Source organism: Engelhardtia mirabilis (genome assembly GCF_007748095.1).
Lineage (GTDB): Bacteria > Planctomycetota > UBA1135 > UBA1135.
In genome coordinates, this window is record NZ_CP036287.1 from 4,784,434 (window position 1) to 4,809,188 (window position 24,755).

Here is a 24,755-nt window from a genome sequence, read left to right on the forward strand (position 1 = left end):
CCCATGAAGCGTGCGACTACCGCCCGCTGCGCCCCTCTTCACCCTCCCGGTCGTCCCGGACTCCGGCCAAGCCGCGCATCATGGCCCAGAGCCCGAGCAGGCCGCGCGGGCCCTCGACCTCGGGTTCCGCTCCGCCATCACCCCCAGCGTCCGAGCCGCCGTCGGGTAGGGCTACGGGCGTGAGTCGCACGGACTCCGCGCCGACTTCCCCACGATCGTCGACCGGCTCGAACAGGCTCTCGAAACCCGCGGCGAGGGCCTCGGCCGCCAGGGCCGGCGCCGTGTCGTCCAGGTCTTCATCGCTCGCTCCCAGCTCGGTCACGTCGTGACGCTCCATGGGGAGATCGGGCTCCACCTCGAGGCTGGGCAGCTCCATTGGAGCGCCTACACCAGTGGGCGAATGGGCAACCTCCTCGAGCGATGCGCCAGCGCCGGCCGCCAGTCCGGTTCCAGAGGCCTGCGGAGCCTCGTCAGACTCCGGCTCGGGACCCGCGGCCTCGGGTCCACCGACGTCAGCCCCGCCCCCGTCCTCGAGGCCAGAAGAACCGAGCACGTCGTCCTGGACGTGCAGCTCCACCATCTGGGTCACGACGTTGGTCCCGTCCGAGACCTCCAGCTCGAAGCGCAGGGTGACATTGCCGAAGTCCGCCGGCACTCCGACGACCGGCTGCGGCGTGTCACCGTGGATCAGCGAGACGGGCGGTCCCTCGACCTGACGCCAGGTGTAGGTCAGCTCCTGCCCTTCCAGGTCGAAGGCACCGGTCTCGAACTGGATCGAGTCGCCGGCCTTGACGTAGAGGTCGCCCTCGTCGATGCGAATCACCGGCACGTCGTCTTCGGCCTGCACATGGACCGTGACCGTGTCGATCGAGGTGTTGGTCCCATCCGAGACGGCGAGCTGGAAGACGAGGTCGCTGTCGCCCGCGAGTTCTGGGGCGTCGAAGCGAAGGTCGGCCGAATCGGCGTCGTCGAGTTCGACCTCGGGACCCGAGACCTGGACCCACCTGTAGCTGAGCCCCTGTCCTTCCGGATCGACGCCACTGCCTGAGAGCACCACTGGCTCGTTCTCGCCCACGACCAGGTCTGCCCCCGCATCCGCGCTGGGCGCATCGTCGTCGGCGGCCACGTGGATCGTGACCGTGTCGACCGAGGTATTCGCCCCGTCGGAGACCCGCAACTCGAAGGTCAGGTCGGTGTTGACGAGGCCCTCGGGCGCGTCGAAGGACGGCTCGGGTCCATCGGCGCCGACCAAGCCCACGGCGGGACCGCCGGTCTGCACCCACTCGTAGGTCAGGCCCTGGCCCTCCGGGTCGACGCCGAACCCCGAGAGCTGAACGCGGTCGTGCTCGTCCACCCACTGGTCGACCCCGGCGCCGGCCGTCGGCGCGTCGTCGTCGGCGGCGACGTGGATCGTCAGAGTGTCGACCGACGTGTTCACGCCGTCCGAGACGCGCAGCTCGAAGGTCAGGTCGGTGTTGGCAAGGCCTTCGGGCGCGTCGAAGGTCGGGCTCGCGCCGTCGGCTCCGGTCAGTGCGACGGTCGGACCGCCGGTTTGCACCCACTCGTAGGTCAGGCCCTGGCCCTCGGGGTCGACGCCGGAGCCGGTCAGGGTCACCGGGGAGTTCTCGTCGACGAACTGATCGGAACCGGCGCTCGCGCTCGGCGCGTCATCGTCGGCGGCCACGTGGATCGTGACCGTGTCGACCGAGAGGTTGACGCCGTCGGAGACGCGCAGCTCGAAGGTCAGGTCGGTGTTGGCAAGGCCTTCGGGCGCGTCGAAGGTCGGGCTCGCGCCGTCGGCTCCGGTCAGTGCGACGGTCGGACCGCCAGTTTGCACCCACTCGTAGGTCAGGCCCTGGCCCTCGGGGTCGACGCCGGAACCGGTCAGGGTCACCGGGGCGTTCTCGTCGACGAACTGATCGGAACCCGCGCTCGCACTCGGCGCGTCATCGTCGGCGGCGACGTGGATCGTGACCGTGTCGACCGAGAGGTTCACGTCGTCGGAGACCCGCAACTCGAAGGTCAGGTCGGTGTTGACGAGGCCCTCGGGCGCGTCGAAGGTCGGGCTCGCGCCGTCGGCTCCGGTCAGTGCGACGGTCGGACCGCCGGTTTGCACCCACTCGTAGGTCAGGCCCTGGCCCTCGGGGTCGACGCCGGAGCCGGTCAGGGTCACCGGGGAGGTCTCGTCGACGAACTGATCGGAACCGGCGCTCGCGGTGGGCGCGTCATCGTCGGCGGCGACGTGGATCGTGACCGTGTCGACCGAGAGGTTCACGCCGTCGGAGACCCGCAACTCGAAGGTCAGGTCGGTGTTGACGAGGCCCTCGGGCGCGTCGAAGGTCGGGCTCGCGCCGTCGGCTCCGGTCAGTGCGACGGTCGGACCGCCGGTTTGCACCCATTGGTACGTCAGGCCCTGGCCTTCGGGGTCCACACCGGAACCGCTGAGCGTGACCGCATCGTTCTCGTCGACGAACTGGTCGGAGCCGGCGTCCGCGCTCGGCGCGTCATCGTCGGCTGCCACGTGCACCGTGACCGTATCCACCGAGGTGTTGACCCCGTCGGAGACGCGCAGTTCGAAGGTCAGGTCGGTGTTGGCGAGGCCTTCAGGAGCGTCGAAGGTCGGGCTCGCGCCGTCGGCTCCGGCCAGTGCGACGGTCGGACCGCCGGTTTGCACCCACTCGTAGGTCAGGCCCTGGCCCTCGGGGTCGACGCCGGAGCCGGTCAGGGTCACCGCGGCGTTCTCGTCGACGAACTGATCGGAACCGGCGCTCGCGCTCGGCGCGTCATCGTCGGCGGCCACGTGGATCGTGACCGTGTCGACCGAGAGGTTCACGCCGTCGGAGACCCGCAACTCGAAGGTCAGGTCGGTGTTGGCAAGGCCTTCGGGCGCGTCGAAGGTCGGGCTCGCGCCGTCGGCTCCGGTCAGTGCGACGGTCGGACCGCCGGTTTGCACCCACTCGTAGGTCAGGCCCTGGCCCTCGGGGTCGACGCCGGAGCCGGTCAGAGTCACCGCGGCGTTCTCGTCGACGAACTGATCGGAACCGGCGCTCGCGCTCGGCGCGTCATCGTCGGCGGCCACGTGGATCGTGACCGTGTCGACCGAGAGGTTCACGCCGTCGGAGACGCGCAGCTCGAAGGTCAGGTCGGTGTTGGCAAGGCCTTCGGGCGCGTCGAAGGTCGGGCTCGCGCCGTCGGCTCCGGTCAGTGCGACGGTCGGACCGCCAGTTTGCACCCAGTCGTAGGTCAGGCCCTGGCCCTCGGGGTCGACGCCGGACCCGGTCAGAGTCACCGCGGCGTTCTCGTCGACGAACTGATCGGAACCGGCGCTCGCGCTCGGCGCGTCATCGTCGGCGGCCACGTGGATCGTGACCGTGTCGACCGAGAGGTTCACGCCGTCGGAGACGCGCAGCTCGAAGGTCAGGTCGGTGTTGGCAAGGCCCTCGGGCGCGTCGAAGGTCGGGCTCGCGCCGTCGGCTCCGGTCAGTGCGACGGTCGGACCGCCGGTTTGCACCCACTCGTAGGTCAGGCCCTGGCCCTCGGGGTCGACGCCGGAGCCGGTCAGGGTCACCAGGGCGTTCTCGTCGACGAACTGGTCGGCTCCAGCAATGGCGCTCGGAGCATCGTCGTCCGCAGCGACGTGGACGATGACGGTGTCCACCGACGTGTTCACGCCGTCCGAGACCCGCAGCTCGAAGGTCAGGTCGGTGTTGGCGAGGCCTTCAGGAGCGTCGAAGGTCGGGCTCGCGCCGTCGGCTCCGGCCAGTGCGACGGTCGGACCGCCGGTTTGCACCCACTCGTAGGTCAGGCCCTGGCCCTCGGGGTCGACGCCGGAGCCGGTCAGGGTCACGGTCGCGTTCTCGTCCACGAACTGATCCGCACCAGCGCTCGCGGTGGGCGCGTCGTCGTCGGCAGCGACGTGGACGGTCACCGTATCGACCGAAGTGTTCACGCCGTCCGAAACCCGCAACTCGAAGGTCAGGTCGGTGTTCGCGAGGCCTTCGGGGGCGTCGAAGGTCGGGGTCGCGCCATCGGCGCCGGTCAGCGCGACGGTCGGGCCGCCGGTCTGAACCCACTCGTAGGTCAGGCCCTGGCCCTCGGGGTCGACGCCGGAGCCGGTCAGAGTCACCGCGGCGTTCTCGTCGACGAACTGATCGGAACCGGCGCTCGCGCTCGGCGCGTCATCGTCGGCGGCCACGTGGATCGTGACCGTGTCGACCGAGAGGTTCACGCCGTCGGAGACGCGCAGCTCGAAGGTCAGGTCGGTGTTGGCAAGGCCCTCGGGCGCGTCGAAGGTCGGGCTCGCGCCGTCGGCTCCGGTCAGTGCGACGGTCGGACCGCCGGTTTGCACCCACTCGTAGGTCAGGCCCTGGCCCTCGGGGTCGACGCCGGAGCCGGTCAGGGTCACCAGGGCGTTCTCGTCGACGAACTGGTCGGCTCCAGCAATGGCGCTCGGAGCATCGTCGTCCGCAGCGACGTGGACGATGACGGTGTCCACCGACGTGTTCACGCCGTCCGAGACCCGCAGCTCGAAGGTCAGGTCGGTGTTGGCGAGGCCTTCAGGAGCGTCGAAGGTCGGGCTCGCGCCGTCGGCTCCGGCCAGTGCGACGGTCGGACCGCCGGTTTGCACCCACTCGTAGGTCAGGCCCTGGCCCTCGGGGTCGACGCCGGAGCCGGTCAGGGTCACGGTCGCGTTCTCGTCCACGAACTGATCCGCACCAGCGCTCGCGGTGGGCGCGTCGTCGTCGGCAGCGACGTGGACGGTCACCGTATCGACCGAAGTGTTCACGCCGTCCGAAACCCGCAACTCGAAGGTCAGGTCGGTGTTCGCGAGGCCTTCGGGGGCGTCGAAGGTCGGGGTCGCGCCATCGGCGCCGGTCAGCGCGACGGTCGGGCCGCCGGTCTGAACCCACTCGTAGGTCAGGCCCTGGCCCTCGGGATCGACTCCAGAACCCGTCAGGGTCACCGGCGTGTTCTCGTCGACGAACTGATCGGCCCCAGCACTAGCGCTCGGCGCGTCGTCGTCGGCAGCCACATGGACCGTCACGGTGTCGACCGACGTCACCTGCCCATCGGAGACCCGCAATTCGAAGGTCAAGTCGGTGTTGGAGAGGCCCTCGGGAGCCTCGAAGGTGGGGTTGGCTCCGTCTCCGCCGGTGAGAGTCACGGTCGGCCCGCCGGTCTGGACCCACTCGTAGGTCAGCGCGTCACCATCCACGTCGCTGCCCGATCCACTGAGGGTCACGATGTCGCCCTCCGAGACCGCCTGATCGACGCCTGCGTCGACCGCCGCGGCGTCGTTGGCGGAGCGCACGAAGACTTCGACGGTCCCCGTGGTCACGCCGCCGTCGGCGTCCACGGCCTCGTAGGTGAACGAGTCGGGGCCGCCGTAGTCCACGTCCGGCGTGTAGGTGAAGGTCCCGTCGCCGTTGTAGACCACCGAACCGTGCTCGGGCTGGGTGAAGGAGCCGACCGACAGGGCGCTGCCTTCGGGGTCGATATCGTTGGCCAGCACGTTCGGCGTGGTCAGCGGCACGTCCTCGAGGGTCACGAAGTCCGCGGAGACGATCGGCGTGTGGGAGTAGGCGATCTCGTCGATGACGAGCGCGTTGGCGAACTCGACGTTGGAGGAGTTCAGGATCTCGACCCGGGCGATGATCGCCTCGTCGAGCTGGACGGCGAAGGCCGACTCGTAGTTCTGGGTCGAGGAAGAGCTCTCCCAGAGCTCGGTGTCGAGCGTTCGCTGGCCGATCTGGTTGCCGTCGGCGTCGAACAGCGTGATCGTCAGGGTGTGATCAGTGCCCTGCACGCCCATGCCGACGATCGCCCCGATGCTGGCCACCGGCTCGTCGAAGGTGATCGTGAAGGGCGACGCCGGATCGTCGTTGGCGAACTTCACGTAGGCGCTGTCACCGTGGGGACGGATCGAGCCGTCGTAGCCCGTGAGGTGCTCGACGATGTTGCCGCCCTCGGGGCGGACGCCCGAGTAGGCGGCGTACTTGTCGCCCACAGCGTTCTCGAAGTGCACCCCGTCTGCGGACCACTGCTCGCCGGCGATGGTGCCCTCGGACAGCCCGGTGAAGGAGATCGTGCTCTCCTGGTTACCGAGGAAGTCCGCGAAGTCCGAGTGCAGCTCCTGGAACGACTCGTACTCGCGGGCCTCGTCGAACCAGATGCTGTCGTCCCCGACCAAGGGGCCGTCGTTGTCGGCGGAGAGGTCGATTGAGACCGTGTCCGTGGTCTCGTTGACGCCGTCAGAGACGGTCAGCTCGAAGGTGAGCACCTCCCCCGCCACGAGGTTCGGTGCCTCGAAGGTGGGCCGGGCGGCGTTGGCGTCGCTCAACTCCACGGGCGTTCCGGAGGTTTGGACCCAGGTGTAGGTGAGGTCCTGGGCCTCGGGATCGATACCGGAGCCGTCGAGGGTCACGCTCGTGCCCTCGTCGACGAACTGGTCAGCGCCGGCGTTGGCGCTCGGCGCGTCGTCGTCGGCGGCCACGTGGACGGTCACGCTGTCGATCGACGTGTTGACGCCGTCGGACACCCGCAGCTCGAAGGTCAGGTCGGTGTTGGCCAGGCCCTCCGGGGCCTCGAAGTTCGGGCTCGCGCCGTCCGCTCCGGTCAAGGCCACCGTCGGGCCGCCGGTCTGCACCCACTCGTAGGTCAGCCCCTGGCCCTCGGGGTCGATCCCCGTTCCGGTCAGGGTCACGGCGTCGCCCTCGTCCACCGCCAGGTCCACACCGGCATCGGCGGAGGGCGCGTCGTCGTCGGCTTCGATCGTGATCGTGACCGATTCCGTCGACGTGTTCACGCCGTCCGAGACGCGCAGCTCGAAGCCGACCTCCGTGTTGGCCAGACCCTCGGGGGCCGTGAAGGTCGGCGTCTGGCTCGCGGCGTCGTCGAGTTGGACCGCGGGGCCGCTGACCTGCACCCACTCGTAGGTCAGCTCGCCGCCCTCGGGGTCGGTCCAGGTCTTCGTGGTCTCGAGCGTGTACTCGCCGCCCTCCTCGACCACCGTTCCCGCGTCCGTCTGCGGACCCTGCATGGTCTGGGTGACCTCGTCGACGGACAGCACCCGACTGAAGACTCGAACGTCCGCGAACTCGGCCTCCAGGTGGACGTGGTCCGTGCCGTTGTAGTCGTTGGTCTGGCCCAGGTGTGCCTCGGGGATGGCGAACTCCCCGGTTGCGCCTGTCCCTTGCCCCACGAGCACGCCGTCGATGAAGATCTCGATCTCACCGGTGGCTGCGTCGCGTGAGAGGGCGACGTGGTGCCACTCCCCGTCGTTGATGGCGACGTTGCTTGCGACGCCACTGGAATTGCCGGTGGAAACGTGCAGGAAGCCGTTGGCGTCGATCGATCCCCAGCGCATGTCGTCGACGGCGCCACTGTCCTCCGAGCCGACGATCGACGGCCAACCCCAGACATTGCCCGTAGCGGCGCTGTCCGAGGTGCGGATCCAGGTCGTCAGGGTCGCCGTCCCACCGAGCACCTCGCCCACGTCGGGTCCGAGGTCCACGTAGTCGTCCACCCCGTCCAGGGCGATGGCGGCGTCGAAGGGGAGTCCCTCCGGCACGTCGACGGTGGACACACCGCCCACGAAGGTCGCGCTCTCGGCGACCACGGCGTCCGTGCCCGCGGCGCCGTCGACGCCGTCGAAGCTCCAGGCGAAGGACTCACCGACGTCCCCTCCCAGCGCGATCGGACCATCGTCGTCGGCGGCGACATGGACCGTGACCGTGTCGACCGAGGTACTGACCCCATCGGAGACCCGCAGCTCGAAGGTCAACTCCGAGTCCTCCAAGCCCTCGGGGGCGGCGAACGTCGGCCGGGTCGCGTTCGCTCCTGTAAGAGTCACCGACGGGCCCCCGGTCTGGACCCACTCGTAGGTCAGGCCCTGGCCCTCGGGGTCGACGCCGGAGCCGGTCAGGGTGACGGTGTCGTTCTCGTCCACGAACTGGTCGGCGCCGGCGTTCGCACTCGGCGCGTCGTCGTCGGCGGCCACGTGAACGGTGACCGTGTCGACCGAGGTGGTCTCGCCGTCGGAGACCCGCAGCTCGAAGACCAGATCGGTGTTCGTCAAGCCGTTCGGGGCCGTGAAGCTCGGCGAGGCCCCGTCGGCGCCAGTCAGGACCACGCTCGGTCCAGAGACCTGGACCCACTCGTAGGTGAGCGCGTCGCCCTGGGGGTCGACCCCGATTCCTCCGAGCGTCACCAGGTCGCCTTCGTCGACAGACTGGTCGGCTCCCGCCTCGACCGTGGGAGCCGTGCCGTCCAAGGCGACGGCCATGTCCGCCAGCTCGACGACGGCCACGTTGGAGTAGACCACCGTGTAGCTCACGCCGTCGGTCGTGATCTGGAGCTGGCCCTCGCTGAACTCGACGTCCGACAGCGAGACGCCCGACAGGTCGATGGTGTTGCTGCCCCCTCCGCCGTCGATGGTGTAGGTCGCGCCGTCCGTCGGGCTCGTGAGCGCGATCGTGTCGTCGTACCTGCCGCCCACGAAGCCCTCGATCCCGGACAGGGTGTCGATCCCGCCCCCACCCGTGTCCTGGGCAGTCTCGATCGTCAAGTCGACGGTGACGCCGGAGGATGCGTCGACGTAGGAGACCGTGTCCGTGCCCGCCCCACCGGTGAGGGTGTCCGCTCCGGCGCCGCCCTGCAGCAGATCGTCGCCGGCCCCGCCGTCGAGCACATCGTCTCCGGCACCACCGGTCAGCACGTTGGCCCCGGAGTCGCCGCTGAGCGTGTCGTCGAACGAACTGCCGGTGACGTTCTCGATCCCGCTCAACATGTCGTTGCCGGCACCGGTCGCGGTCCCGGCGACGAGGTCCACGACGACCCCACCGGCGGCGGCGGAGTAGTCCACCGTGTCGACGCCGGCGCCGCCGCTGATCGTATCGTCGTCACTGCTCGCCCGCTGGCCGTGGAGCGCCTCGACCTGCCCGTCGTCGAGCTGGCCGTCGATCAGCGCCACGTCGGCGATGCGCCCGCCGAAGAAGTCCTGCAGGCTGTTGGCCACGCCATCGCCCGAGACCCGTTGGCTGGCGCCGATGGTGATCGGCTCCGTGTTGCCCGATCCGCCCGAGGTGCTGCCGAGTCCCCCGGTGTAGGCATCCGTGTCTTGCAACACTCCATCGACGAAGAGCTCCATCCCGCCGGCGCCGAAGGTGAAGGCCATGTCATGCCACTCGCCGGCGGTGATCCCCTCCGCGTAGACGTAATGGTTGGCAGTATCGCTCTGCAACCTGACGGTAAGGGTCGAGCCATCGAGCCAGGCCGTCAGATGGCCGCCGTTGTCGTAGCCGCTCGAGTCCTTGGAGAAGAGCGTCTGCGCGCCCGTCGTGTCGTCAGCGTTGAAGCTGATCTGCAGCGTTCCCGAGTCGAGCTCGAAGGCGCTGTCGTGGGGAATCTCGACGTAGTCGTCGCTGCCGTCGAAGCCGGCCGCGGTCTGCCCGGGCTCGGGGCCACTCTCACCGAGGGTCACGCCACCCGTGTACGTGCCCGCGGCGATGCCCATCTCGTCGACCGCGGCGGCGTCGGTGGAATCGCCCAGGCTCCAATGCCCGACGCGGGTGAAGTCCTCGAGCTCTGTCGGCGCCTCGACCTCGCCGGCGGCCAAGAGGGTGTCGTCCCCATCGCCGCCGTCGAGCACGTCGTTACCGCTGCCACCCTCGAGGACGTTATCGCCCGCGTCGCCGACCAGGGAATCGTCGTGGGCGGTTCCGACGACGTTCTCGATGTCGATCAGGGTGTCCATGCCCGCGCCGGAGGCGGTTCCGGCGGCCAGGTCCACGTCCACGGCCCCGTCCACCGCCGAGTAGTCGACCGTGTCGACGCCTGCGCCGCCGTCGATGGTGTCGTTGTCCGACTCGTCGGCGCGCGTGGCCGCGTGGAGGTTGGTGACGGTGTCCGCGTCCACCTGGCCAGCGGTGATCGCGACGTCGGCAATCTTGCCCGAGAAGAAGTGTTGCAGGTTGTCGGCCGCGCCGTCGCTGGAGCTCCATTGGTTGGCGCCGATGACGACAGGCTCGGTGTTCCCCGTGCCCCCGGAGTTCGAGCCCAGACCGCCCGTGTAGGCGTCCGAGTCCCGCAGGACCCCGTCGACGAAGAGCTGCATGCCCTCGGAGCCGAAGCTGAACGACACGTCGTGCCATTCTCCGGCGGTGATTCCGGTGGCCTCGACGAAGTAGGAGTCGCTGGCACTCTGCAGACGAACCTTGAGGGTCGAGCCCTCCAGGTACATGGTCAGGTGACCGCCGTTGTCGAAGTCCGTGGAGTCCTTCGAGAGCAGCCCCTGGGTGCCCGAGGTGTCGTCGGCGTTGAAGGTCAGGTGCACCGCACCGTCATCGAGTTCGAGACCGGCGTCGTGCGGGATCTCGACGTAGTCGTCCGTGCCGTCGAAGTCCGCGGCGGTGGTTCCGGGCTCCGGGCCCTCGACGCCGACGACCGGGCCATGGTAGGTGCCCGCGGGGCCGCCCGCGTCGTCTACGACGGCGCTGTCATCGGCGTCGCCCAGGGACCAGTGCGAGACCCGCGTCAGGTCCTCGAGGTCGATCGGACCCGCGCCCTCCTGGGCCACGGTCTCGACGAAAGTGTCGTCGCCCTCGCCGCCCTCGAGCAGGTCGTCGCCCGAGCCGCCGCTGAGGACGTCGCCCCCATGGCCGCCGACTAGTTGGTCGTCACCGGCGCCGCCCAGGAGCGTGTCGTCGCCCTCGTCGCCGTCGAGCAGGTCCGCGCCGCCGCCGCCGTCCAGCAGATCGTCGCCGTGGTCGCCGAACAGCGAGTCGTCGCCGTCCAGGGCGTAGGCGATGTCATCCGCCTCGGTGCCGGTGTAGATGTCGTCGCCGTCGGTCGCTCCCCCGAGGGGATCGGCGGAGTCGGCATCGACCCAGGTGGCCGACAGGAGGATGCGCGGTTCGAGGCCCTCGGCGAACAGTGCAGGCCGATTCGGCCGCAGGGCCTTGGGCTGCTCCTCTTCCTCGGCCTCGGTCTGCGGCAGCTCGTTCTCTTCCAGGTTGTCGTCGGTCATGGCGGGGCTCGTTGATCGTGGCGGCGGACTGCGAAGAGGCGGTCGGAGACGTCTCAGTCCAGACTGCTGAAGAGCACTCGCGCGGGAGCACCAGCGGGCAAGGCGTCGTCGGCGTTGGGCAACTCGATTCGCACTCGGATCGTCCCGCTGGCGGCGTCGGCCACGCGGTCGACCGCGGTGACCCGCGCCTCGACCTCGAGCCCGCCATCCAGGTCGACGCGGGCGGTGACCACGTCCCCCACGCGCACGTCGTCGAACAGCGTCAGCGGCACGCGCACGTCCGCGATCAGCGGGTCGATCGCCGCGAGCTCGACCAAGGCGACCTCGCCGGAGCGGGACGAGAACTCGCCCACCTCGAGGTGCAGCTCGGTCACGATCCCGTCGACCGGGGAGCGCAGCTCGCGCTGGGCCAGGCGGGCCTGGGCGCGCTGGGCCTCGAGGCCGGCGATGTCGGCCTCGACGGCGGCCTGTTCGAGTTGAAGGCGGGCGGTGGCGAGCTCGACCTGGGCCCCGTCGAAGACCTCGGCGCTCGCGATGCGCTGCTCGGCCAGGGGTGCGAGGCGAGCCACCTTGCGCTCGAGCTCGTCGACGCGGACGCGGGCCAGCTCTACCCCGCGGTCCTGGTCGGCGCGCGTCCTGGCGAGGGCCAGCTCGGCGGCCTCGACGCCGCTCTCGAGCCTGGCCACCAGGTCACCGGCGCGGACGCTGTCGCCCCGCTCTACCAGGATCTCGGCCAGGACCCCGTCCGCGGCCGGCGACAGGCGCACCTGGGCCGAAGGCAGCAGGACGCAGGGATAGCCGGGGTCCTCGATTCGGGAGGCGGTGGTCGGGAACGACGCGAGCGCCGCTACTCCGGCCACCAACAGGGCGGGGAGAAGTCGATTGGCCATGGGGAGAGACGAGGCGCGGCCACCAGGGAGTTGGCTTACCGCAGCCCGACGGCCGGATCGGCGGCGGCGCGCGAGCACCTTGAGGCGATCGATCGAATCGGGAGCACCCCGCGGGGGCCCTGGGGCCCTACCAGCCCCGCGGGTCGGCGCCCATGGAGAGGGCGGCGATGCCGTACAGGGCACCCAGCCAGATCACCGTCGCCAGGGCCAAGCGCCACTGGAAGCTGCGCTTGACGGTCTTGTGCCGGAAGGTCCGCATTCCCAGGAGCAGGCCGGGGAGGGCTCCGAGGTAGACCAGGCCGATCAAGCGCGCCTCGGGGATTCGCCGCCCGCCGCGGATCGCCCGTCGCTTGTCCCAACCCAGGAGCGCAAAGGCGAAGAGGTTCGTCGCGAGCAGGATCACGGCCAGGGAGAGCCAGGGCTGGGGCATGGCGGGATCCTAGCCGGCTTCGGAGATCAGGATCCGTGGGCGGTGCGCGCAACTCGTTCGGAGGCGGGGCCTCGGGGCCCAATCATCCCGGGCGGGGCTCCGCGACGGGCTGGGAACGATTGGGTTCGGGAGATGCGGTCAGCGAGCAGGAGGCTGCCGCAGGGGCGCCCGCGGGGCGTCCTGGGCGTGGATGCGATCGACCGATGGGAGTTGGCCGCTCCCGCGACATTTTGCGGGCGAAGTTGGCAACGCATCTGGCCCCATTGCCGTTCCTACCCCACGGGGCCTGGAATCTCTCCGCTCACTGGTCGTACCAAGCCCCGTACAACCAGTCCGCGGGCAGCAACCCTTGCGTAACACGACGGTTCAGGGTCGCTAGCACTCCTCTCATCCGCTATCACGCCGTAGCCCGCCCGCGCCCCGCCCACTCATGGCGGAGCAGAACACCGCTCAGCTGACATGCAACCCAGCCGATCGATCTCCGCCCGGCTCGCCGATTCGCCGTCTGCCGTTCCGACTACCACAGCCCTGTTGAACGTGCTTGATTCCCCGATAGTGTCCGGTTCCACGGGTTCGCCCGCATCGTCGCCCATGTTGTTGAATCTTGGCCGGATCTTGTCAGTCGGGCTCCTGATCGGGAGTTTCGCCGGTTTGTCGAACCCGGCCGCAGCGGCTGCGCTGCAGGCTTCCCACGCGAAGCCGGTTCCCGTCGAGTGGGAGGGCAAGAAGTACGCGGTCGACGAGCTGCCCGAGGCGCTCTCGGATGCTTCGATCAAGGCCATCCTCGGCTGGGCCCAATGGGCGGGCGACAACGACTATCGGATGTCGTTGACCGACGACCAGCGCGTCCTGGTCGTCCAGCACGAGCGGCGCAAGCCGAAGGACTCGTTCAAGCTGATCGAGGAGACCGCCGCCATCGTCGACGCGCTGCTGCCGGCCCCTGCGCGCGAAGAGGAAGACTCGCAGACGACGAAGCGCGGCGAGACGCCGGTTCCGATCTACGACGAGGACGGCACTTGGACCTGGAAGTGGGAGGACGACGGCGGGCCGCTCGAGACGGACACCGCGGTCATCCTGCAGCTTCGCAGCGAGCCGGCGCAGGTCGCCGCCGTCGAGAAGTTGACCCGCGACTTCGACTACCTCGCGGAGTGGGGTGCCTCCGCGGCGGCACGGGCGGGTTTCTCGCTCGAACGTCCCCTCTGCTCCGCCTGGCTCGAATCCGCCAACGGTCAGGAGGAGTGGGACCCCGACCACGAGTTGATCAACCGCGTGGCGAACATGCTCGTGCTCCGGCGGTTCGGGCAGTTGCCCTTCTGGCTGCAACAGGGCATCGCCTGGCACGTGGAGTGGGAGTCGAAGGAGACGCTCTACTGCTATCCCTATCGGGCGGAGTTCGTCTACGAGTCCGAGCACAGCACCTGGCCGACGCTGCTCAAGCAGGAGTTCAAGGAGCGCAAGGACGACCCCATGGCCCTGGCCGAGGTCGCCGAGTGGCACCGCGGCACCTTCGACCGCGAGCGCGCACGCAAGGCCTTCGGCTTCGCGCGCTTCGTGGCCGAGCACCACGCCGACAAGTTCTCGGCGATCCTCGAGGACCTGCGCCTGAACCGCGACGCCAACGGCCGCTTCTTCAAGGAGGACGGCAGCTGGACCCGGATCCCCGGCTGGGAGGTCCCGATCAAGGACCAGGACGCGATCTTCGCCAAGCACCTGGGGGACGATTACCTGAGCGAGGCCTCCGAATACTTCGCCAAAGGAAAGTCGTACCGCCCGCCGAGCTAGAACTGACGCCCCTGGGGTCTCCCACGCGCCCAAGGAGGCACTCCCCCTCGGGGGCACTCTAGACGGGGACGCCCCGGTTCAGGATCATGGTCGGCCTCCGACGGCCGGCCAGGACGTCGGGAACCGATCCCCCATGCGCGTCCTCAACCTGACCGTCAATGGCGACGCGACCGAGGTCGCCGCCCCCGCCCACTGGACCCTGCTCGAGGTCCTGCGCTATCGAATGGGCCTCACGGGCTCCAAGCAGGGCTGCGACAAGGGCGACTGCGGCGCCTGCACCGTCCTGATCGACGGCGAACCCCAACTCTCGTGCCTGACCGTGGCCGCACTGGCCGAGGGCCACGAGATCACGACCATCGAAGGCTTGCTGCCGGCCCACCTGAGGGCGGGCGGCGAAGGTCCCGATCCGGTCCAGGAGGCCTTCGATCGCTGTGGGGCGCTCCAGTGCGGATTCTGCCAGCCGGGGATGATCCTCTCGGCCCGCGCCCTCTTGAGTGAGAACCCCGCCCCCACCCGGGACGAGATCAAGGCCGCCCTGTCCGGAAATCTCTGTCGCTGTACCGGCTACACCCAGATCTACCAAGCGGTCGAGCTGGCCCTGGCCGAGGCCACCGGGGCGGAGCCAGCCAGCCCCTCCTGGGCGCCGGGAGAGAATCCTTGGGCCAAGACGCCCGAGGGCAACGCGCGCCCGGCGGTCGGCGCCGCGGGTCTGACCGAGGGCACAGGCGTCGCGCCCTCCGGCGGCGACTCACGAACCAACGGGAAGGCGCACTGATGGCCTCCCGCGACCAACACGGGATCCACCCGCCCTTCGCTGACGCCGACGGCAAGCGCCGGTTCGGCGTGATCGGCAAGCCCCTGCGCAAGGTGGACGGCATCGCCAAGGCCACCGGCCAGGCGGTTTATGCCGACGACATTCAACTCCCGGGCATGCTGCACGCGAAGACGCTGCGCAGCCCCCACGCCCACGCGCGCATCGTCCGCATCGACACCAGCCGCGCCGAGGCCCTGCCCGGGGTGCACGCGGTGATCACCGGGCGCTCGATGCCGATCCCCTACGGCGTGATCCCCTGGACGCCGGACGAGAACGCCCTGGCCGTCGACCGGGTGCGCTTCATCGGTGACGAGGTGGCCGCGGTCGCCGCCGTCGACGAAGACACCGCCAATGCGGCGCTGGAGCTGATCGACGTCGAGTACGAGCTGCTCGCCGTCTACCTGGATCCCGTCGAGGCGCTCGAGAACTGCACCGACGCGATCCATCCCAACCCGAAGCGACCCGAGCGCGGCAACCTCTCCAAGCGCGTCGAGCTCGACTTCGGCGACGTGGCCGACGGCTTCGAGCGGGCGGACGTCATCGTCGAGGACGACTACACCTTCCACGGCACCACCCACACGGCGATCGAGCCCCACTGCGCGGTCGCCACCTACTCGCCCGACAAGCTCCTGACCCTCTGGTCGGCGACCCAGATCACCCACTACGTGCACCGCGCCCTGGCGCGGGTGCTCGAGCTGCCGGCCCACTCGATCCGCGTGATCCAGCCCTGCCTGGGCGGCGCCTTCGGCGGCAAGTCGGACCCCTTCAGCCTCGAGTTCTGCGTGGCCAAGCTGGCCATGATCACGGGCCGGCCGGTGAAGATGCTGTGGACCCGCGAGGAGGTCTTCTACGCCCACCGCGGCCGCCACCCCATGCGGCTGCACTACAAGACCGGCGCCACCAAGGACGGCAAGGTCACCGCGGTCGACGCCAAGATCCTGATCGACGGCGGCGCCTACAGCTCCTTCGGCCTGGTCACGACCTACTACTCGGGCCAGCTGTTGACCGGGCCCTACGACTTCCCGGCCTACCACTACGACTCGACGCGCGTCTTCACCAACAAGCCGCCCTGCGGGCCGAAGCGCGGCCACGGGTCGGTCCAGCCGCGCTTCGCCTTCGAGGTCCAGCTCGACGAGGTCGCCGAGGCGCTCGCGATGGACCCGATCGAGCTGCGCCGCGCCAACTGGCAGGGCGAGCACACCAAGACCGTCAACGGTCAGCGCATCACCTCCAACGGCTTCATGCAGTGCCTCGCCGAGGTTGAGCGCGCCAGCCGCTGGAAGGAGCGTCGCGGCAAGCTGCCCTTCGGCCGCGGGCTCGGCGTCGCGGGCTCGATGTATATCTCGGGCACCAACTATCCGATCTACCCCAACGACATGCCCCAGGCGGGCATCCAGCTCAAGGTCGATCGCTCGGGGCTGGTGATGGCCTTCACCGGCGGCAACGACATCGGCCAGGGCTCGAACACGGTGGTGCGCACGATCGTGTGCGAGGAGCTCGGCCTGGAGCCGGACATGGTGCGCGTGGTCGCCGCCGACACGGACCTGTGCCCGGTGGACCTGGGCGCCTACTCGAGCCGCGTGACGTTCATGGTCGGAAACGCCACCATCGACGCGGCCCGCAAGCTGCGCCACCAGATCGCCGGCGCGGTCGCCGCCGAGTGGGAGATTGACCCTGGGCGCATCTTCATGGGCTCGGGCCAGGTCTTCGACCTGGAGGACCGCGCCAAGTGCATCTCCTCGATGGAGGCCTTCCAGATCGCCGAGGCGCGCTGCGACACCCTGGGCTCCACCGGCGCCTACAACACCCCCACCCTGGGCGGCGACTACCGCGGCGGCACCATCGGCGCTTCCCCGGCCTACTCCTTCACCGCCCACGCGGTCGAGGTGCAGGTCGACGTGGAGACCGGGCGCATCACCGTCGACAACTGCTGGATCGCCCACGACTGCGGGCGGGCTCTGAACCCGATGCTGGTCGCGGGCCAGATGGAGGGCTCGGCCTACATGGGCCTGGCGGAGGCCGTGCTCGAGCACCACGACGTGAACCGCTTCGGCCTACACGCCGGGCCGTCGCTGCTCGACTACCGCATCCCGACCTCGGTCGACACGCCGGAGCTGCACGCCTTGATCGTCGAGAGCCTGGACCCCGAGGGTCCCTACGGCGCCAAGGAAGCGGGCGAGGGTCCCCTGCACCCGTCGATACCGGCCATCTCCAACGCGGTCTTCGACGCGGTCGGCATCCGCCTTCGGCACCTGCCCTTCACCCCCGGCAAGGTGCTCGCCGCCCTGCGCGAGCGGCGCGCGGCCGAGACCGCAGTCGGCTCTGCCAAGGAGAGCGTCTGATGCTGCGCCTGCCCAAGTTCGAGGTGGCCGCGCCCCAGACGGTGGACGAGGCCCTGGCCCTTCTGGCCGAGTACGGCGCGGACGCCATGCTGATGGCCGGCGGCACCGACCTGGTGCCGAACATGAAGCACGGGCTGTTCGAGCCCAAGCTGGTGGTGTCGGTCTCCGCCATCGACGAGCTGCAGGGCGTGGCCATCGAAGACGACGGCACCCTCGTGATCGGAGCGGCCACGACGCTCCAAGCCGTCGCGACGAACGACGAGGTTCGGCGCCGCGCGCCCGCCTTCGCCCAGGCCGCCGGCCTGGTCGCCGGGCCCCAGCTCCGCCGCATGGGCACCGTGGGCGGCAACGTGATGCTCGACACGCGCTGCCAGTGGTACAACCAGACCCACTTCTGGCGGAAGTCCCTGGGCTTCTGCCTGAAGAAGGACGGCAGCCTGTGCCACGTGGTCGAGGGCGGCTCCAAGTGCGTGGCCGCGGCCAGCAACGACACCGCGCCGACCCTGATGAGCCTGGGCGCCAAGCTGGTCTTCGCGCGCCGCAACTCCGAGGGCCAGGTCGTCCGCAAGACCCTCGCCGTCGACGACCTCTACAAGTCCGACGGGGCCTTCAACAAGAAGGTCGCCGGCGACGAGCTCTTGATCGCGGTCCGCATCCCGGCCGGCGCGCCGCAGCACCGCGGCGCCTACGGCAAGCTGCGCGACCGCGGCTCGATCGACTTCCCGCTGCTCGGCGTGGCCGTGCGGATCGACCTCGACGACGCCGGCGCCGTGGCCGACGCGGACCTGGTCGCCGTGGCATTGCAGGCCCGCCCGATCCGGCTCAAGAAGGCCGCCGAGGCCCTGGTCGGCAACACGCCCGGCAAGCCCGGTTGGGATGAAGCCGTCGACGCCGCCGCCGAGGCCGCCTACGGCCAGTGCCACCCCATGCCGAACATCCCCGGCGACCACGACTACCGCCGCGAGATGGTGCCGGTCTACGTGCGCCGCACGATCCGCGCCGCCGTCGCCGGCGAGGGGCCGGTCCACCACGTCTGACCGTCGACGCCGGCCGGGCGCCGGCGGGTCGAGGCCCGTGCACACCGCCGCACCGTGATCCAACCCGTCGATCGCCCCTCGCGCTTCGCCCGCGCGCTCTTCGCCGACGAACCGGCCCCGCGCCTGTGGCGAGTGGGCTGGTGGGTCGTCTGGGCGGTGCTGTTCTGCGCGGTCTTCGCCCTGTTGGCGGACCTGCCGCCGGGCTCCTACATGCCCCTGGCCGGCTTCGCGACCTTCGTGGCAGCCTTGGTCGCGCCGATCTGGTTGGTGGGCACCTACCTCGGGATCCGCACCGCCCTGGCGCGGCGGCGTTGGGTCGACGTGGCCCCGCTCATGCCCTGGGCCATGGCCGCGCTGCTCGCCACCGGCGTGATCGGCACCGTGCTGGGCGACTTCCCCGAGCGTGCCGCTTTCGCCCTCTCCCGCCCCGCCCTGGACGACCTGGTGGCCGAGGTCACCGCCGTCGAGCCCGAGCTCCAGGAATTCCCCCCGCGCCTCGTCGGCCTCTACCTGGCCGACGAGATCACCCACTTCCGGTCGGGGCGCGTGCGCTTCACCGTCCTGGGCACGCGCGACTTCTGGGGCCAGTACGGCCTGTTGTGGATCCCCGAGGGCGGCGCGATCCCCGCCGGCAACGACTACGAGTTCGAGGACTGGGGCCACGGCTGGTTCGCCTGGCGCCGGGACTACTGATCGAACTCGAGGAATCCGAGTTCGAGGGTCTGGCCCGCCTCGACCCGCAGGCCCTCGCGCGTCGCCCGCCGGTCGCCGCTGAACACCTTCAGGGTGTAGACACCCGGCTGCAGCGGCGGACGACTCCATTGCCCCCCGGGGTCACACCAGGCCCGGTCGGGGAGAGTCACGCCGTCGCGCTCGAGGGTCGCGACGGTCATATCGAGTTGACTGCCCTCAGGCGGCCGCTCGAAGGCGATCGCGCCGGGTTGCTCGAAGACGATGGACAAGTCACGACGTGCGAAGGGCAGCAGGTCGACATCGGGAACCACGATCGAGCCCATCGACGTGGAACGCGCTTGGACCTCGAGCCGCGTCGCCGCGAGCGGACCGATGGTCACGCCGTCCGAGCCTGCGTCGAGGTTGAAGCGCTGCACCCTGAACTCCGAATCGCTGGGACTGACCCAGAGCTGCACGTCGCGCACAGGGTTGCCGAGGCTGTCGGTGACCCGGACGCGCAGCTCCGCGGTCGGCATCCGCTCCGCGGGAACCTGGAGCAGCAACCCAGTCGTCCCCGGCTCGACGTCTTCGACCAGCAGAGCAGGGTTCAACCCGGAGATCCCCGGAGGCTGAACCTCGAGGTCCCCGGGGGTGTTGAACGTGCCAGTGATCTCGAACTCTCCCTGCGGGCCGGTTCGCACCGTCGAATGGCCCACCACACCCGGTCCGCCGCCGCTGAACGAGACTCCCCAACCCTCGAGGCCCGAGCCCCCGTCTCCGACCAACTGGCCCGAGAGGGTCGTCATCGCGGGCACGACCAGCTCGACTCCATCCAAGCCGGTCGGACCCACTTCGACCTCGAGTTCGACGGCGGCGCCGCGCATCGCCCCCCTGCCCACCTTGGCCGCCAGCCGCGCCTTGCCCCCGGGCGAGATCCGACGCAACTCGAAGCTCCCATCGTCGTCCGTACGTGCGACGTCCGCGGCGCCGGCCATGCCATCCCAAGACCAAGCTCGAGGCTCGCGCCGATCGTAGACAACCGCGCCCGCGACCGGGTTCCCGTCGACCTCCGTCACGCGACCGCGAATCGAGACCGCCGCCTCGAGGACGATCCGGAGCGCCTCGACTCCATCCACGCGCACGTCGACGGACTCGATCGCGTGACCCGCGGCGCGCACCCCGATCTGATAGTCGCCCGGCGCGACGTCGTCGAAGTGGACGTTGCCCCGCTCATCGGTGCGCTCGAACAGGTTCGGCGATTCGGTCCAGACGCTTCGCGAGCCGTAGTTGGACACCCGCACCGAGTTGGAGCGAGGGGCCAGGAGTACATCGGCGCCTACGGCAGCGGCGCCATCGGCACCCACCACGGTCACGACCAGGGATCCGCCCCCCGGCGCCAGGATCAGATCGATTCCGGCTGCATCCTTGCCGTGGAACATCGGGCTCACCGTCTCCGTGGCGTGCCAACCGGGCTTGCTAGCGTGAAGTCGCCCAGTGCTGCCGGCGCCGTCGTAGGCGAATGTGCCGTCGGCTCGGGACTCCGCAATTGGGAGCACGATCCCGCCTTGGCAGACGACACAGACTTCGGCGCCTGCGACTGGCATGCCGCGGGTGTCGAGAACCCTCCCAGAGACTCGAGAACTCCCGACGAGGTCGATCACGACCTCGACCTCACCTATCTCGGGCACGGTGACCGACCGCCGCAATCCGCTGGCCAACATCACCACGGCGATGCCGCTAGGCAGATCCGAAACGAACGCCTGACCTTCTCGATCGGAGAAGAGCGCAATCGGATCGTGACCCAGCCCCTCACCCTGCGGATCGACGATCACGTGGCGCCCCGGAACGGGCTCATCGCCTCGCACCAGGCGCACCCGGATCGAGCGTCCCATCGGAACTTCTGCGGCGGGGACCTCGGCCGGCCCCTCGACTGGTATCCGATCGACCGCAGCCTGCCCTTCGAGCATCGCGAGTGGGCTTGTAGCGGCGTCCGCAACCTCGTCGTCCGCGACGAGAGCCCGACCCTGCGCCTGGGCCTGGTCCGGGATCGACGGCCGGACTCCGATCGGATCGAGGGACCAGATCGAGAACGCCGCCAGGGCCACCAACGCCGCCGCCACACTCCAGGTCTTCCAAGTCATCAGCACACTCAGGACGCCGGAGGCGCCGATCAGGGTCTTCGTCGTCGCAGCCCGGGCGAGCACGACTTCACGCACATGTCCCAGGCCGCTGTCCACATCGACCCCGCCCCACCACACCGGCAACACCCCCGCCGGGACCGAGCGCCGCAAGAGCGCCACGGCCCGGTGCAACTGGCTGCGCACGGTGCCCGGGCTACGCCGCAGGGTGTGCGCGATCTCCCCCGGCTCGAGGCCGTGGCGAAAGCGCATCAGGGCGGGCTCGCGATAGGGCTCCGGCAGTCCATCCAGAGCCTGCAGCAGGGCGATCGAGAGCTCGCGATGGGCGAGGATCTCGACCGGGTCGTCGAGGTCGAGCCCCCGGGCCAACCATTCCACGTCGAGCGCGCGCCCGCGGTCGCGATGCACGCGGCGCGCGCGGTTGGCCAGGATCCCCGCCAGCCAGGCGCCTAGCTTGCGCTGGCCGTCGAACTCCTCGGGAGCCTCGATGGCCGCCAGGAAGGTCTGCTGGACCAAGTCCTCCGCCGTAGCGACGTCCCCGACCAGATGCAGCGCGAGCTGCAAGAGGTCGGTCGCCGTGGCGTCGAAGACCTCCGCCAGCCGGCGCGGGTCGCCGGTCCGGCGCCAGGCGAGGAATCCGTTCGTAACGCTGTCAGTCACCGCGGGCCCTGCACTTCAGGACGCCCAGCGTTGCAGATTCCTGGGGGATTCGTTCCGCCCGCTCGTGGAGCGTCAGGCTCGTGGCCTGGCCTGGGCCGGGGCCCGGCTCCCCCAACCTCGCTCAGGGCTCAGGAACCCAGGTCGATGCGGCCCAGGTCGAGGGTCTCGCCGGCCTCGATCACGAGGCCCTCGAACTCGCGGGCGCGGTCCGAGTCCAGGATGCGGAGCAGGTAGCGTCCGGGTTGCAGGGGCGGGCACCACCAGCGGCCCGCACGGTCGCGCCAGATCCTGGTCCCGACCTCGGCCCCCTGCGCTTGCACGGCGGCGTAGTTCGAGATCGACGCACCGGTCGCCCACTCGAAGCGCAGGCAACCGGGCTGCTCGAACCGGGCCTCGACCTCGGTCGTCTCGCCCGGCTCGAGCACGAGCGGGCCGACCACGAGGCTGCCGCAGGACGACGAGGTCACCTCGAGCATGACGGCACCCGGCGGCATGGGTCCGAGGGTCACGACCGGCGCGCCCGGCACCACCGCAGTCCGTCGCCGCGCGTCGGGCCCGGGGTCCTCGCCCTCCATCCACAGGTCGACGACGGCGTCGTCGAGGGGCCGCCCCGCCTGGTCTACGACTCGCATCGAGATCAGAGCGCTCTCCTCCTCGATGGCGGGCACGCTGAAGTCCTGACTCGGGCCACCAGGCACGATGCCGTCCCAACTAGCGACTTCTCGCGAGCTCAATTGGCCCGGCCGGAACACCGACAGGGTGCCCTGCTGGTCGGACTGCAACTGGAGCTCGAAACGGCCGTCGGGTCCGCTGGCTCCCTGCGCCAGACCGGCGACGCTGAACTGTTCGGCCACAAACCTCAGCCCCCAACCCTCCAGGGGCTCGCCCGTCGCACTCACCAAGCGTCCGGCGATGAGATGGAGCTGCGGCAGCTCGAAGTCGACCGTTCGAGTCCGCCCCTCCCGCGTGTCGATCGACTGCGAGACGCTGCGCCCGAACAACGTTGTCGAAGCGGCGGACAGCCGTACGGCCGATCGCCGGGGAACCAGCGGCAGCACGTAGCGCCCGGCCGCGTCGGTCAGGGCCGCGATGCGCGCCTCCGACCACGGCATCATGTCTCCTGCAATGCCGAAGTACACGGCAGCGCCCTTGACCGGTCGACCGTCGCTGCCTGTGACCCGACCGGCGACCTCGACTCCGGGCTCGAGGGTGATCTCGCGCGACGCCTCGTCGCCTACCTCGTGATCGATCTGCTGCACGGCGAAACCGGCTGCTCGGACCGTCAAGAAGTACGGTCCGGGCGACAGGTCGTCGAGTCGTAGCCTCCCCGCTGCGTCCGTCAGACCGCTGGCTCCGGGTGGTTGGTCGCACGATTCGAAGGGCCCGCGATCTACCGACCGCACTTCGGTGACCCGAGCGATCGCGTCCACTGCCGCCCCAATCACCGGCTGACCGGCCGGATCGACCACGGTCAGGTCCACACCAGCCGATCCAGGGGCGAGCACCAACTCCACGTGATCGGCGTCTCGCCCCATGAAGTTCGGCGTCGCCGATCCACGGGCCGACCAACCGGGCTTCGTCGCGTGGAGTCGGACCCGTCCCACGGCGCCGTCGAACTCGAAGCTCCCGTCATCCCTCGACCGTGCAACGGCCAGGATTCGACCTCCCCGTACCTGCGCGAAGACGACGGCGTCCGGAACGGCCATGCCACTCGGATCGACCGTGGTACCGCGAACTCGAGCGCTGCCGACCAGGTCGAACTCGATCGTGGCCGTGTGTCCAGCTTCGATGCGAGCAGTCCGCCGCTCGCCACCGGCCAGCTCGACCTCGTAGTCGCCGGGCACGATCCCGTCGAGCCTGAACCGTCCCTGTGAGTCGGTCCGCCCATTCGACGCGGGGGCCTCGATAGCCGAGCCGGGCCGGACGAGCAGCTCACGCCCCGCGACCGGACTGCCGGCACGATGAACTCGGATGGCGAGCGCGCCGTCGAGGACCGCGCTGGCGGCCGCGGCGGAGACTGACTCCGACCGAACAGGAACCCGCTCGACGACTGCGATCGATTCGAGCTCCTCGAGCGCGCGACTCCCCTCGGCGACGCCGTGAACGAGGACCAGCCCCGCCTCCCCGGCTTCGATCGCCGCTCCCTCGCCGTGGCCCGAGCCGGCGAATAGCCCGCGCAGGCCCTCGCCGACGAACGCCACCGCCAGCAACACCAATGCGGCCCCGATCCAACTCTTCGCGCTTGTCATCAATGCTCCGACTCCGGCCAGGTTGACCGCGACTTCCGACTTGCTTGCAGCAGCGACGATCCGCTCTCTCAACGACCCCCACGAAGGGGCCGGATCGAATCCGGTGACCCAAGCCGGCAGCACCCCCGCCGGTAGCGACCGACGCAGGAGCGCCACGGCCCGGTGCAACTGGCTGCGCACGGTTCCGGGGCTGCGTTCGAGGGTGTGGGCGATCTCGAGCGGTTCGAGGCCGTGGTGGAAGCGCAACAGGGCTACCGCGCGGTAGGGCTCGGGCAGGCCGTCGAGGGCCTCGAGCAGCGCCGCCGAGAGGTCCCGGTCGGCCGCCAACTGGGCGGGGTCGGGGGCTTCGAGGGCGGCGGTGAGCCGCTCGGGGTCGACCTCGCGCGCCTGTTCCCGCCGATGACGGCGCGCGCGGTTGGCCAGCACTCCGGCCAACCAGGCGGCGACGAACCCCTCGCTGGCGAAGTCCTCGGGGGACTCGATCGCGACCATGAAGGTCTGCTGCACCAGGTCCTCGGCGGTGGCGACGTCACCGACCAGGTGCAGGGCCAGCTTGACCAGCTCGGGCGCGGTGGCGTCGAAGACCTCACCCAAGAGGCGCGGGTCGCGGCGGCGTCGCCAGGCGAGGAAGAGCTCTGTGGACGGGTCGTTCACGGTGAACTGGCGCGTGGCGCCCGCCCAGCGTTGCAGGTTCCCGGCGGATTCTCGACGCCTC

General features: G+C 70.0%; 10 protein-coding genes. 5 read left to right on the forward strand and 5 right to left on the reverse strand.

Annotated features, from left to right (window positions below; genetic code table 11):
• Nucleotides 1–16: 16 nt before the first annotated feature.
• The 3 genes from Pla133_RS17655 to Pla133_RS17665 form a co-directional block, all read right to left on the reverse strand.
• Nucleotides 17–11,026, reverse strand: coding sequence for a PKD domain-containing protein (locus Pla133_RS17655; RefSeq protein WP_145067642.1), 11,010 nt, complete (start codon nucleotides 11,024–11,026; stop codon nucleotides 17–19).
• Between the two features lie 53 nt (nucleotides 11,027–11,079).
• Nucleotides 11,080–11,916, reverse strand: coding sequence for an efflux RND transporter periplasmic adaptor subunit (locus tag Pla133_RS17660; protein WP_145067644.1), 837 nt, complete (start codon nucleotides 11,914–11,916; stop codon nucleotides 11,080–11,082).
• Between the two features lie 127 nt (nucleotides 11,917–12,043).
• Entirely contained in the window at nucleotides 12,044–12,346 is a 303-nt protein-coding gene (locus Pla133_RS17665; protein WP_145067646.1) for a DUF1294 domain-containing protein, read from the reverse strand.
• 615 nt (nucleotides 12,347–12,961) lie between these two features.
• Here Pla133_RS17665 and Pla133_RS17670 point away from each other — a divergent pair.
• From Pla133_RS17670 to Pla133_RS17690, 5 genes are all read left to right on the forward strand, one after another.
• Complete coding sequence (locus Pla133_RS17670) at nucleotides 12,962–14,128, forward strand: hypothetical protein (protein WP_145067648.1); 1,167 nt, start codon at nucleotides 12,962–12,964, stop codon at nucleotides 14,126–14,128.
• Nucleotides 14,129–14,261: 133 nt separating this feature from the next.
• Complete coding sequence (locus Pla133_RS17675) at nucleotides 14,262–14,903, forward strand: (2Fe-2S)-binding protein (protein ID WP_145067650.1); 642 nt, start codon at nucleotides 14,262–14,264, stop codon at nucleotides 14,901–14,903.
• Nucleotides 14,903–17,284, forward strand: a complete 2,382-nt coding sequence (locus Pla133_RS17680) for a xanthine dehydrogenase family protein molybdopterin-binding subunit (RefSeq protein ID WP_145067652.1) — start codon at nucleotides 14,903–14,905, stop codon at nucleotides 17,282–17,284. The genes Pla133_RS17675 and Pla133_RS17680 overlap by 1 nt, the downstream gene beginning before the upstream one ends.
• Nucleotides 17,284–18,321 (forward strand): FAD binding domain-containing protein, encoded by a 1,038-nt coding sequence (locus Pla133_RS17685; protein ID WP_145067654.1) that lies wholly within the window; start codon nucleotides 17,284–17,286, stop codon nucleotides 18,319–18,321. The genes Pla133_RS17680 and Pla133_RS17685 overlap by 1 nt, the downstream gene beginning before the upstream one ends.
• A 54-nt stretch (nucleotides 18,322–18,375) precedes the next feature.
• Nucleotides 18,376–19,014, forward strand: a complete 639-nt coding sequence (locus tag Pla133_RS17690; RefSeq protein ID WP_145067656.1) for a hypothetical protein — start codon at nucleotides 18,376–18,378, stop codon at nucleotides 19,012–19,014.
• On the opposite strand, the gene Pla133_RS17695 is transcribed toward Pla133_RS17690, so the two are convergent.
• Both Pla133_RS17695 and Pla133_RS17700 read right to left on the reverse strand, forming a co-directional pair.
• Nucleotides 19,008–21,791, reverse strand: a complete 2,784-nt coding sequence (locus tag Pla133_RS17695) for a sigma-70 family RNA polymerase sigma factor (protein ID WP_145067658.1) — start codon at nucleotides 21,789–21,791, stop codon at nucleotides 19,008–19,010. The genes Pla133_RS17690 and Pla133_RS17695 overlap by 7 nt on opposite strands.
• Before the next feature lie 128 nt (nucleotides 21,792–21,919).
• Nucleotides 21,920–24,694 (reverse strand): sigma-70 family RNA polymerase sigma factor, encoded by a 2,775-nt coding sequence (locus Pla133_RS17700; protein WP_419191677.1) that lies wholly within the window; start codon nucleotides 24,692–24,694, stop codon nucleotides 21,920–21,922.
• Nucleotides 24,695–24,755 lie beyond the last annotated feature (61 nt).